Genomic DNA, 13,292 nt, shown 5'->3' with positions numbered 1-13,292 from the left:
TCGGTGGTCAATTTTTCTGCGGCGCTTCTCATCGCGTGCACAGGCGAAATTGGTGTTTCACATCAATGCGTGCCTGTCGCGGGACGAACTCGTCTTCAGCACCCCTTGTCGTGACGAAAATTGCCGTCCGATCGTGCGTCGAGCGGCCCTCACACGCGTCAACCTTACCCATTCATGATTGCAACTCCGTGCGCGGAATGAGAATTCGTTATTGTTGCCAATGACTTGCGGCGCAAGGTAACTATTCGGCAATTTTTTGAAAGGCGACCGATTGCGGTCGCTCACGCATATTGCCGAGGTCCTTGTGTCGAATCCCGTTGTTCTGACGCTGACGACCAGCGATCCGCTGCACGATTATCTCCAGCTCTACAACGCGATCTCGGCGATCAGCGTCGGCGGTGGTCTGGCTGCGGCCAACACCGATTACGTCATCAACTTCTCGCTCTCGTCCGGCGCGCGCACGCTGCAATTGCTGGACGATCTGCCGGCCATCAATCTGATGAACGGCTCAACGCTGACCTTCGACGGCAACTCCGACTACAACAATCAACTCGGCGGACAGGACTATAGCGACATCATCGATGCGCGCGGCTATCAAGGCTTCGTCGTCACATCAGGCACGGTGACGTTCAAGAACCTCACGATCGTCAACGCGGTTGCGAGCGGCGGCAATGGCGGGGTCGGCGGTGGCGGCGGCGGCGCGGGCCTCGGCGGCGGCCTGTTCGTCGGACAAAACGCCAACGTCACGCTGAACAACGTCAATTTCGGCAGCAACACGGCCAAGGGCGGCGATGGCGGCGTGGTCGATCCGGCCGGCGGCGGCGGCGGTGGCGGCGGCATCGGTGCCGATGGCGGCAGCGGCAATGGCGGCGGTGGTGGTGGCGGCGGCTTCGGCGGCCAAGACTATTACGGCTATCACGGCAATGGCGGCAGCGGTTACAGCGAGGCGGGCTCCGACAGCCAGCATCCCTCGACCGGGGCGCAGACCGCGGGCGGCACGCCGGCGACGATCGAAGGTGCGGCGGGCGGCGGACAGGGCGCCGACAATTACGGCGGCTCAGGCTACGGAGCACATGCCGGCGGTGGCGCGAGTGGCGGCGGTGGTGGCGGCGGTGTCGGTGGCGGCGGCGGCGGCATCGGCGGCGCCAACTCGGTGGGCGGCGGCCCCTCGGGCACCCTGATCGGCTTCGGCGGCGCCGGCGGCATGGGCGGCGGTGGCGGCGGCGGCATTTATGGCGGCGGCAATGGTGGTTTCGCCGGCGGTGGCGGCGGCTCCGGCAACGGCAGCGGATACGCGCATACCGGCGGCAATGGCGGTTTCGGCGGCGGAGGCGGCGGTTCGAACGGCACGCCCGGCACCGGCGGATTCGGCGCCGGCAGCGGCTCGCTCGCCGGCGGCGGTGGCGGCGGCCTTGGCGCCGGCGGCGACATCTTCGTTCAACAAGGCGGCACGCTGACGGTCATCGGCGGCACCTTGATGGATGCGACCGAGACCGGCGGCACCGGCGCCAATGGTGCGGGTAACGGCTCCGCCTATGGCGACATCTTCATCCAGGGCACGATGATCGTCACGCCGACGCACGCCATCTCCTCCCCCTTCGCGGGCGGGCCGACGATATCGACGACGCTCACGATAGCTGACACGATCGCCGACGAACGTGGCATCAGCGGCAGCGGCACGACCGGCAAGCTGGTCGTCTCCGGCGGCGGTACGCTGACGTTGACGGGTGCGAGCACCTATGTCGGCGGCACGCAGATCGATGCCGGCAACACTCTCTCGATCACGGCCGACAACAACATTGGCGGTTCGGCCGGTGCGCTGATCCTCAACGGCGGCACGCTGACCACGACCGGCGGCTACACCTTCACCCACAACATCCAGGTCACCGCCGCTGGCGGCACCTTCGACATCTCGTCCGGCACGATTGCCGACACCGGCGCGATCAGCGGCTCCGGTACGTTCACGCTGTCGGGCGCCGGCACGTTGCAGCTCGGGCTCGGTCAGCTCGCGGGGTTGACCGGGACGCTCAACCTGAGCAGCGCGCATCTTTCGCTGACGACGGGCGGCACGTTCGACGACTCAATTTCGGTCGGCGGCAGCTCGCTCCTGAAGATCGCGAACGGCGCAACCGTCACCGATACCGCCCTGATCAGTGGCGGCGGCAATCTCGGCATCGACGGCGGCGGCACCTTCGTGCTCGGCCATGCCAACACTTATGGCAGCACGACGATCTATTCCGGCACAGTGTGGCTTGCGACGGCCGGCGCAGCCGGCACCGGCAACATCTCCTTCACGACCGGCCTTCCCGGCACGCTGAAGATCGACGACGCCGCGCTGACCGGCAACGCGCTCACCAACAGCATCTCCAACTTCAATCCCGGCCAGTCCATCGACCTGACCGGGCTGCACTACAACACCCAGAATACCTCGCTCAACACGGTCAGTCTTTCCGGCAACACGCTCTCGATCTCGAACGGCACAGTGACGGATACGCTGACGGTGAACGGGCTCGACGGCGGCGCCCGCTTCCAGCTTTCGCAGGATGCGAATGGCGGCACGGTCGTGCAGCTTGTGTCGACCCGCGTCTTCAATGTCTCAAACGTCACCGAGCTCAATGCGGCCATCCTGCAGATGGATTCCGGCGGCCAGAACGCCGCGCCGAATGCCAACTACACCATCAACATCACCGCCAGCTTCAGCCTCTCGTCGGAGCTGTACGCGCTCAATCTCTTGAGCGGATCGAGCGTCACCATCAACGGCAGCGACGGCCACGGCGGCACGCACACGATCGACGGCCTCAACGCCCAGCGTGGCTTCTTCGTCTATGCGGGCAACGTCAATCTCGAGAACCTGACCATCCAGAACACGGTGGCGGCCGGCGGCGGCATCATCCAGGGCGGCGGCGGCGGTGGCGCCGGGCTCGGCGGCGCCCTGTTCGTCTCGGCGAACGGCAGCGCCACGATCGACAATGTCGTATTTCACAACAGTGCCGCGATCGGCGGCAATGGCGGAACCGGCAGTACCGCGAGCAACGCCAACATCGACGGCTTCGGCGGTGGTGGCGGCATGGGGGGCCAAGGCGGAAACAGCAGCGGTGGCGGCATCGGCCTTCACGCACAGGGTGCGAACTCTGCCGCATTTCAGAACGGGGCCGCTGGCATCGTTCCCGGCGCCGCGGGGGGCGGCAAAGGCGTCGACGGCTACCTGATCCCGTTCGGAGGCGGGACCATGCTTTACTGGTATGGCGGAACGGGCGGCGCCAATGGCGGCGGCGGCGGCGCGGGTGGCTTCTTCGGCAACAACAACCGCGCGCACGGTACCGGCGGTGGCGTCGGCGGCGGCAACGCAATCGACGGCGGCAATGGTGGCTACGGCGGTGGCGGCGGGGCGTTCGGCAATGGTGGCTTCGGTGGTGGCGGCGGCTATGGCGGCGGTGGCGGCTTCGGCGGCGGTGGCGGCGTCAGCGGGCTCGGCGGCTTCGGCGGCGGTGATGGCACGGCGGGTGGGGGTGGCGGCCTCGGCGCTGGTGGCACCATCTTCGTTCAGCAAGGCGGCTCGCTGACCGTCAAGGGCGGCTCGCTGTCGAACGATTCCGGCTTCAGCGCCGTCAAGGGCGGCACCAATGGCATCGGCCAGGCCAGCGGCTCGGGTTTCGGCTCCGGCATCTTCATCCAGGGCAACAACAATCTCAGCTTCACGCCGGCCAGCGGCCAGACGCTGACGGTTGCCAACGACATCGCGGACCAGAGCGGCAATGGCGGCACCGGTGCCAATGCGGGCATTGGGGGCCTCGCCATCAGCGGCGGCGGCACCGTCATCCTCGGCGGCAACAACACCTACACCGGCAATACCACGGTCAGCGGCGCCGGCACCCGGGTGTCGATCTCCGCCAACGTGAATCTCGGCGCGGTGACCAATGTGCTGAAGCTTGGCGACGGCACCGGTATCAGCTTCACCGACGGCTTCACGCAGACCCGCAACATCATCGTCGCGGGCGATCCGGTCTTCAACGTCGCCGCCGGCGAGACCGTCACCCAGAGCGGCGTCATTTCCGATGGCACGACGCCTGGTGATGTCGAGGTGACCGGCGGCGGCCGGTTGGTGCTGTCCGCGCACAACACCTATTCGGGCGGCACCGTCATCAAGGGCTCCATCCTGGAGCTGGCGGCGAACGGCGCGGCAGGGACCGGCGCGATCGCCTTCACCGACGGCAGTACCGAAAAACTCGTGCTCGATGCCGCGGCATTCTCCGGCGCCTCCTTCAGCACGTCGATCACCGGCTTTGCCGGCGGCGACACCATCGACTTCGGCAACATCGCCTATGATGCCACGACGACGCTGTCCTATGCGAACGGCGTGTTGCTGGTGAAGAGCGGCAGCGGCACGACGCTCGCATCGCTGAACCTGAGTTTTGGCGCTGGCGCCTCGGCCGGCTCGCTGATGCTGGCGTCCGACGGCTCGGCCTCTCCGCATCTCGAGATCCGGTCACAGGCGAGCATCGCCTCGGTCACTTCTGACACCACCGATCATCTCACGATCCTGAACGCCGGCAAGGTCGTCACCATCACCGTCAATTTCAGCAACACGGTAAGCGTGATCGGCGCGCCCGAGCTGCTGCTCAACGACGGCAAGGCCGCGACCTATCTGAGCGGCAGCGGCTCGCAGGCGCTGGTGTTCAGCTACACGGTGCAGGACGGCGACAGCACGTCCGATCTTCAGGTGCAGAGCCTCTCGCTCAACGGCGGCACGATCAGGGATCCCGGCGGCCAGGATGCCGACGTGACCCATGCGGCGACCGATTTGCATCTCGTGATCGACGCGATCGCGCCGACCGTGTCGGTTGCGGCGAGCTCGACCGCGCTGCTGGCCGGGCAGACCTCGACCGTCACCTTCACCTTCTCCGAGGCGGTTACCGGCTTCGCGTTGACGGACACGACGGTGAGCGGCGGCGCGCTGAGCAACCTCGTGCATGTCGGCGTCAACGCCGCGCACCAGGACATCTACACGGCAACCTTCACACCCGACGTGACCAACGCCGAGGCGGGCTCGGTGCAGGTCAACGCGTCAAGCTATACCGACAGCGCCGGAAACGCCGGCGCGGCAAGCAGCGCGATCAGCTTCACCGGTGATACCAAGGCGCCGACGGTGGCGGTTGCAGCCGATCACACCACGCTGGTTGCCGGCGATAGCGCGGTTGTCACGTTCACCTTCTCCGAGGCCGTCAGCGGCTTTGGATTGGATGATGTCACGGTCCAGGGCGGTTCGCTGGGCAACCTCACCCATGTCGGCATCGATGGCGCCGGCCACGACGTCTACACCGCGACCTTCACGCCGGATGTGACCAACACCGAGGCAGGTTCGGTGCAGGTCAATGCATCGAGCTATAGCGATACGGCCGGCAATTCCGGCTCGTCGAGCAACACGATCAGCTTCAGCGGCGACACCAAGGCGCCGACTGTATCGGTCTCGGCTGACCATGGTACGCTGCTCGCCGGTCAGACCGCGGTCGTGACCTTCACCTTCTCCGAGGCCGTCGCGGGCTTCGCGCTCGGCGACATCAGCGTCAGCGGCGGCGCGTTGGGCAGCCTTGTCCATGTCGGCGTCAACGGCGCCGGCCAGGACATCTACACCGCGACCTTCACGCCCGACGTCACCAACGCCGAGGCTGGCTCGGTGCAGGTCAATGCATCGAGCTATAGCGATACGGCCGGCAACGCCGGCGTTGCCAGCAACGCCATCAACTTCACCGGTGACACGCTGGCGCCGACGGTCTCCGTCACGCTCAATCCCGACACGGTGCTGGCCGGCGACCTCTCGGTCGCGACTTTCACCTTTTCGGAGGCGGTGTCGGGCTTCGCCCTTGGCGACATCACCGTCCATGGCGGCGCGCTGAGCAATCTCGTGCATGTCGGGCTCAACGGCGCTGGGCAGGACGTCTACACTGCGACCTTCACGCCCGATGTCAGCGACACCGAGACCGGCTCGGTGAAGGTGAATGCGTCCGGTTACGGCGATGTGGCCGGCAATGCCGGCGCGGCAAGCAACACCGCGACGATCGGCGGCGATACGCTGGCGCCGACGGTGTCGATCGCGGCTGACCGTCACGCGCTGCTGGCGGGCCAGACCGCGCTGGTGACGTTCACTTTTTCCGAACAAATCGCGAGCTTCGCGCTCGGTGACGTCACGGTGCATGGCGGGGCGTTGGGCAATCTGCTCCATGTCGGCGTCAACGCATCGGGCCAGGACGTCTACACGGCAATTTTCACGCCGGACGAAAGCAACACTGAAGCGGGCTCGGTGCAAGTCACCGCCGCGAGCTATACGGATGTTGCCGGCAATACCGGTGCGGCGAGCGGCACCATCAGCTTCACTGGCGATACCAGGACGCCGACGGTGTCGGTTGCGGCGAGCCCGAGCACGGTGCTGGGCCAGACTTCGGTTGTCACCTTCACCTTCTCCGAGCAGGTCGCGGGCTTTGCGCTCAGCGATACCGTCGTCGCCGGCGGCACGGTGACCAATCTGGTCCATGTCGGGCTCAACGTGTCGGGGCAGGACGTCTACACCGCGACCTTCACGCCCGATATCAACGACGTCGTGGCGGGCTCGATCCGGGTCACCGCCGCAAGCTATGCCGACGTATCAGGCAATGCCGGCGCGGCGAGCAATACCGCGACGATCGTTGGCGACACGCATCCGCCGACGGTATCGGTGGCGGCCGATCACACCCTTCTGCACGCCGGCGACGCCGCGTTGATGACGTTCACCTTCTCCGAGGCGGTCGCAGGTTTCGGACTCGGCGATGTCACGGTCCATGGCGGCCTGCTGGGCAGCCTCGTCCATGTCGGCATCAATGGCGCGGGCCACGATATCTACACCGCGACCTTCACCGCCGATGTCACCGACGATCTGTCGGCCGATCTTTCGGTTGCCGGGGCGAGCTACACCGACATCGCCGGCAACGCCGGCGGAGCGAGCAACGCGGTCAGCTTCACCGGCGACACCAAGGCGCCATCGGCGCCGACGCTGGCGCTGCACCGCGACACCGGCGTCTCCAGCGCCGACCACATCACCAGCAATCCGCTGATCGATTACACCAAGTTCGATGCGGCCGACACGCTGCGCTACAAGGCCGACGGCGCCTCGGGCTTCTCCACGGCGGCGCCGGTCTTTACGGCTGATGGTATGCACTCCGTCACGGTGCAGGAGGTCGACGCCGCCGGCAATGTCAGCGCGTCGTCGAGCCTGACGTTCACCCTCGACACCACGGCGCCCCATCTCGCCGGGATCACGGCGACGCCCTCCGGCGGCGTCGCGGCGCCGGGTTCGCTGGTGCAACTGACGGTCGGCTTCAACGAGGCGGTGCATGTCAATGGCGGCACGCCGAGCCTGACGCTGAACGATGGCGGCACCGCAATCTACGACGCCGCGGCGACGGCGCTGCTCGGCGATTCCTCGAAGCTGGTATTCGATCACATCGTGTCATCGACGGATCGTGCCGGATCGCTGGCGGTGACCGGCTTCGCCGCCGATGGCGCCGATGTCGTCGACCTGGCCGGTAATGCGGCCTCGCTTTCGGCGGTGTCCGCCGTCTTCGACGCCCTGCATATCAACGAGACCATCGTGCCGGCCTACACACTCGGGGCTATTACCCGGCCGGAATTGCATCTGGATCTGGGCGGTCGCATCATCATGGATGCAACGGCATCGGCATTCGCCGGACATTATGGCATGCAGTACCTGTTCCTCGGCCTGCCGGCGGGAACGCCCCATCAGACCGTTCCCGACTTTCATCTCTGATCGCAGCGCCGCCGGAAGCTCCGGCGCGGCGCTTCATTCCGCTTAGTGGAAAACAGATTGCTGCCGCTGCGGCTTGCTGCAGTGCAGGCCATGCGGCATGATCCGGCCCTCGAAACGGACCTGATGGAACGAGGTCCGCGCTGCAAGGGAGGATTGGAATGAGACGAGTTTTGGCCGGCGTGTTGGCCTGTGCGTTTGCGATCTCGGCGAATGCGTCGCTGGCGCAGGACAAGCCTCCGCTGAAGCTCGGCGGCATCCTCGATATGTCGAGCCTCTATGCCGACATCACCGGTTCGGGCAGCGAAACCGCTGCCAAGATGGCGGTGGAGGATTTCGGCGGCGAGGTGCTCGGCCGCAAGGTCGAGATCGTGGTCGGCGACCATCTCAACAAGGCTGACCTCTCCGCCAACATCGCCCGCGACATGATCGATAACCAGGGCGTCGAGATGATCTTCGACGTCGCGGCCTCCGCGACCGCGCTCGCCGCTGCCGAAATCGCCAAGGCGCGCAACAAGATCATCATGTTCAACGGTCCGGGTTCGATCCGCCTCTCCAACGAGGCCTGCGGCCCCTATACCGTGCACTACGTGTTCGACACCTTCGCGCAGGCCAATGTGACCGGCCTTGCCGCGGTGAAATCCGGTCTCGATACCTGGTTCTTCCTTACCGCGGACTACGCGTTCGGTCAGGACCTGGAAAAGGACACCAGCAACGTCGTGGTGAAGTCGGGCGGCAAGGTGCTCGGCAGCGTGCGGCATCCGATCAACACCTCGGATTTCTCGTCCTTCCTGCTGCAGGCGCAGGCGTCGAAGGCCAAGGTGATCGGCCTTGCCAATGCCGGCGGCGACACCATCAACGCGATCAAGCAGGCAGCCGAATTCGGCCTCACCAAGAGCGGCCAGAAACTGTCGCCGCTATTGGCCTTCGTCACCGACATCGACAGCGTCGGGCTCGATACCGCGCAGGGCCTGTTGCTGGCGGAAGCCTTCTACTGGGATCTCAACGACGACAGCCGCGCCTTCACGAAGCGCTTCATGGAGCGCACCAAGCGGGTGCCGACCTCGGCACAGGCCGGGGTCTATTCCTCGGTGACGCACTATCTCAAGGCGGTGAAGGCCGCCGGCACCACCGATGCGGCCGCCGTCATGAAGGTGATGAAGGAGAGCCCGATCAACGACATGTTCACCAAGAACGGCAAGATCCGCGAGGACGGCCGTATGGTGCACGACATGTATTTGTTCGAGGTCAAGAAGCCGTCGGAATCGAAGGGCCGCTGGGACGACTACAAGCTGGTGGCGACCGTGCCGGGCGACCAGGCCTTCCAGCCGCTGTCGGAGTCGCGCTGCCCGCTGGTGAAGAAGTGACGAAGTGACGAAGTCACGCAGTCATCCCGGGGCGTGCGAAGCACGAACCCGGGATCTCGAGGTTCCGGGTCTGGTGCTTACGCACCATCCCGGAATGACGGATTCAAAATAACAACGAAAGGCAAAACGCCATGAGCGATAATCAGATGGTCCTCCAATCCCTCGACAAGGGCCTGCTCACCATCACCATGAACCGCCCCGATCGGCGCAACGCGCTCAATCCCGACATGACGCGCGGCCTCGTCGAGGCGGCGCGGCGGGCGCAGGACGATACCGAGGTGCGCGCCGTGCTGATCCGGGGCGCCGGCGGCACCTTCTGCGTCGGCGGCGACGTCAAGTCGATGGCGGAAGGCCGCGCCCCGCTGCCGTTCGAGGCCAAGATGGCCAACCTGCGCCGCGGCATGGAGGTCTCGCGCATCCTGCACCAGATGCCGAAGCCGGTGGTGGCGCAGCTCGACGGCGCCGCGGCCGGCGCCGGGCTTTCGATCGCGCTGTCCTGCGATCTCCGCGTTGCCGGCGCCTCCTGCAAGATCACCACCGCCTTCGCCAAGGTCGGCTTCTCCGGCGACTACGGCGGCACCTACTTCCTGACCAAGATGCTCGGCAGCGCGAAAGCGCGCGAGCTCTACATGATGTCGCCGGTGCTGTCGGCGCAGGAAGCATACAATCTCGGCATGGTCTCCAAGGTGGTGCCTGATGCCGACGTCGAGGCCGAGACGTTGGAGCTGGCGCGGTCGCTGGCGCAGGGCCCGTCGGTGGCGCTCGGCTACATCAAGCGCAACATCAACAATGCCGAGACCATGACCCTCGAAGCCTGCTTCGACGGCGAGGCGATCCACCACACGCGTGCCGGCGAGACCACGGACCACAAGGAAGCGGCAAAAGCGTTCGTCGAGAAGCGCAAGCCCACCTTCCAGGGGCAGTAGACCATGGCCGAGTACATGCGGCTGCGGCAGATCTGCCTGGTGGCGCCGCAGCTTGCGCCCGTGATCGCGGACATCTCCGCGATCATGGGCCTCGACGTCTGCTATCGCGACGGCAACGTCGCGAAATACGGCCTCGAGAATGCGCTGCTGCCGGTCGATACCATCCTGCTCGAAGTCGTCGCGCCGTTCCAGCCGGGGCCGGGCACGGCGGCCGGCCGCTTCATCGAGAAGACCGGCGGCCGCGGCGGCTATATGGCGATCTTCGTTTGTGAGGATCCCGACGCGCGTGGCGCCAAGGCCAACGCGATGGGCGTGCGCACCGCCAACGTGATCACGCACGCGCCATATCACGGCGTGCAGCTGCATCCGCGCGACTGCCGAGCCGCCTTCATCGAGTTCAACCACACCGACGGCAGCGACGACGTGCTGGGACCGTACCCGCCGGCCGGCCCCGACTGGCAGAAGTCGATCCGCAAGGACACGACTTTGGCGCTGACCACGGTCGAGATGCAGAGCCCCGAGCCTGAGGCGTTGGCGACGCATTGGGGCAGGATCATCGGCATTCCCGCCGATGGTGCCGTGGTGAAGTTGCCGAACGGCACCTTCCGCTTCGTCAAGGGCGACAGCGAGATCATGAGCGGCTTGACGTTCAAGGTCGCCGACAAGGCGAAGGTGCTGGAAGCCGCAAAAGCCAGAGGCTGTGCGGTGAAGGGCGACGAGTTCCTGCTCTGCGGCGTGACGTTCAAGCTGACGGCGTGACGTCGTAGCCCGGATGCAGCGGAGCGCAATCCGGGACCGCGCTCTTCGCGGATAGACCGGCCCCGGATTGCGCTGCGCTCCATCCGGGCTACGCATCTTTCTCCCGTCATCCTGAGGAGCCGCGAAGCGGCGTCTCGAAGGATGCACGGCCCGGCTTGTGGCCGTGCACCCTTCGAGGCTCTCTTCGATCGCACCTCAGGGTGACGGTGAACGATTGGTGCTTGCGGGGAGAGCGGTTGAGCTCGCTGTAGCGATCCAATATCGTCAAGAGCAATAACAACAATTGGAACACGCCCCCATGCCGCATCCGCTCGATACCTTCTTCGCACCAAAGAGCATCGCGCTGATCGGCGCCTCGCGCGATCACGAGAAGATTCCCGGGCGGCTGCTCGCGATGCTGCGCAAGAACGGCTATCCCGGCGCGCTCTATCCGATCAACCCGAATTATGACGAGATCGACGGCTTGAGGTGCTTCAGGTCGGTTGCCGAGATCGGCGCGCCGATCGATCTTGCCGTTATCGTCATTCCCGCCCGTGCAGTGCTGCCGGCGCTGGAGCAGTGCGCGGCCACCGGCGTGGAGAACGCGGTCATCATCTCGTCCGGCTTCGCCGAGGAGGGCGGCGACAGCGCTGACATGCAGGACGCGATCGTCGCGCTGGCGAAGCGGACCGGGATGCGGATTAGTGGGCCGAACGCGGAAGGGTTTTACAGCCAGGCGCAGAAGGTCGCCGCGACCTTCAGCCCGACCGTCGACGTCAAGCCGGATGCGCCCGATCTGGTCGCCAGCAAGCGGCGGATCGGCATCGTCGCGCAGAGCGGCGGCATCGGCTTTGCGATCTATCACCGCGCCAAGGCGCTCGGGGTTGCGCTCAGCTATGTCGTCAGCGCCGGCAATGAGAGCGATCTCGGCGCCGGCGAGTTCCTCGACTACATGGTGCAGGATGCCTCGACCGACGTGATCCTGCTGTTCATCGAGGGTATCCGCGACGTCGACAAGCTTTTGGCGGCGGCGAAGCGCGCCGCAGAGCTCAAAAAGCCCGTCATCGTAACTAAAGTGGGCCGCTCCGGCGCTGGCGAGCGCGCGGCGGCCTCGCACACCGCGAGCATGGCAGGCTGGTCGGCGGCCTATGACGCGGTGTTCGCGAAATACGGCTTCATCGTCTCCAACGACCTCGACGAGGCCGTGACCATTGCCGCGGTTCTGACCACCAATCCGCTGCCGAAGGGCGATCGCGTCGCGGTGCTGACGGTGTCAGGTGGCGCCGGCATTTGGGGCGCCGATACCGTCTCGATGCAGGGCCTGCGCGTGCCGGAGCTTTCAGCCGCGATCCAGAGCCAGATCAAGCAATGGATGCCGTCCTACGGCGCGGCGGGCAATCCGGTCGACGTGACCGCGCAGGGCGTGTCATCCGGCGGACTGCAGAAGGGCATCGAGCTGTTCGACACGTCTGATGAAGTGGACGCGACGCTGGTGGTGCTGTCGCTGTCGAGCGAGACGCGGATGCCGTTCAAGGAAGCCGAGCTGAAGCCGGTGATCGCGGCGCAGAACAAGCCGGTGGTGTTCTATTCCTACACGCTGCCGTCGCAATTCGCGCGGCAGGAGCTGGCGAAGTCGGGCGTGGTGGTGCTCTCGGGACTGACCCATGTCGGCGTCGCAATGCGGCGGCTGGCGGACTATGCCGGCTTCAAGCCGGCGCCGGAGATCTCGGCGTCAGCGTCGCCGGCGCACGATCTCTCCATGCATCTCACGTCGAAGACGTTGTCGGAATATGACAGCAAATCGCTGCTGCGCGCGGCCGGCATTGCGCTGCCGGATGAGGTGCTGGTGACCGACCGCGATGGGCTCGACGCTGCGATCGAGCGCGCCGGATTTCCACTGGTCATGAAGATCCAGTCCCCCGCGATCGCGCATAAGAGCGAGGTCGGCGGCGTCCGCGTCAACATCGCCGCCAAGGGCGCGGCATTCACGGCCTATCGCGACATGCTGGAGACGGTGCAGAAGCAGCGGCCGGGCGCTGAAATCCAGGGCGTGCTGGTCGGGCCGATGGCCAGGAAGGGCGTCGAGATCATCGTCGGCACCATGACGGACAAGACGTTCGGGCCGATGGTGATGGTGGGGCTCGGCGGCATCACTACCGAACTGTTCAAGGACGTGGTCTATCGCCCCGCGCCGGTGAGCCCGGCTGAAGCGAGCACGATGCTTGAGACGCTGAAGGCCGCGCCGCTGCTGCACGGCTTCCGCGGCGCGCCGAAGGCGGATGTCGCGGCACTCGCCCGATTGATCTCGCAGATTTCAGTGCTGGCGGCGCAGCACCGAGGCGAGATCGCCGAGATCGAGGTCAATCCGGTGCTGGTCCACCCCGAGGGGCAGGGCGTCACGATCGTCGATGCGCTGGTGGTACCGAGGGGGTAGCTAGATATCTCCCCGGTGTCGTCCCGGCGAAA

The 13,292-nt window shown here is 65.9% G+C and carries 5 protein-coding genes; all 5 read left to right on the top strand.

The window, feature by feature from the left end:
- Positions 1 to 304: 304 nt before the first annotated feature.
- Positions 305 to 7,798 (top strand): Ig-like domain-containing protein, encoded by a 7,494-nt coding sequence (locus J2R80_RS43420; protein ID WP_309143747.1) that lies wholly within the window; start codon positions 305 to 307, stop codon positions 7,796 to 7,798.
- 158 nt (positions 7,799 to 7,956) lie between these two features.
- Positions 7,957 to 9,162, top strand: coding sequence for an ABC transporter substrate-binding protein (locus J2R80_RS04305; RefSeq protein ID WP_057020170.1), 1,206 nt, complete (start codon positions 7,957 to 7,959; stop codon positions 9,160 to 9,162).
- A 131-nt stretch (positions 9,163 to 9,293) separates the two neighbouring features.
- Positions 9,294 to 10,088 (top strand): enoyl-CoA hydratase, encoded by a 795-nt coding sequence (locus J2R80_RS04300; protein WP_076832822.1) that lies wholly within the window; start codon positions 9,294 to 9,296, stop codon positions 10,086 to 10,088.
- Positions 10,089 to 10,091: 3 nt separating this feature from the next.
- Positions 10,092 to 10,847 carry a hypothetical protein gene (locus J2R80_RS04295; RefSeq protein ID WP_253638048.1) on the top strand — a complete coding sequence of 252 codons (756 nt, stop codon included), beginning with the start codon at positions 10,092 to 10,094 and terminating at the stop codon, positions 10,845 to 10,847.
- A gap of 298 nt (positions 10,848 to 11,145) precedes the next feature.
- The gene (locus J2R80_RS04290; protein WP_253638047.1) at positions 11,146 to 13,260 is read left to right on the top strand and encodes an acetate--CoA ligase family protein; all 2,115 of its coding nucleotides are present in this window, start codon (positions 11,146 to 11,148) and stop codon (positions 13,258 to 13,260) included.
- The last annotated feature ends 32 nt before the right edge of the window (positions 13,261 to 13,292 follow it).

Origin of the sequence: Bradyrhizobium sp. USDA 4541 (genome assembly GCF_024171085.1) — a bacterium.
Classification (GTDB): Bacteria; Pseudomonadota; Alphaproteobacteria; order Rhizobiales; family Xanthobacteraceae; genus Bradyrhizobium; species Bradyrhizobium australafricanum.
The sequence above is the reverse complement of the archived record's forward strand: the minus strand, read 5'-3'. Positions and strand labels throughout refer to the sequence as shown.

Excerpts from the sequence above, each read along its gene's own strand:
- J2R80_RS04300 (WP_076832822.1), top strand. The coding sequence starts at position 9,294 with ATGAGCGATAATCAGATGGTCCTCCAATCCCTCGACAAGGGCCTGCTC.
- J2R80_RS04295 (WP_253638048.1), top strand. The coding sequence starts at position 10,092 with ATGGCCGAGTACATGCGGCTGCGGCAGATCTGCCTGGTGGCGCCGCAG.
- J2R80_RS04290 (WP_253638047.1), top strand. The coding sequence starts at position 11,146 with ATGCCGCATCCGCTCGATACCTTCTTCGCACCAAAGAGCATCGCGCTG.
- J2R80_RS04305 (WP_057020170.1), top strand. The coding sequence starts at position 7,957 with ATGAGACGAGTTTTGGCCGGCGTGTTGGCCTGTGCGTTTGCGATCTCG.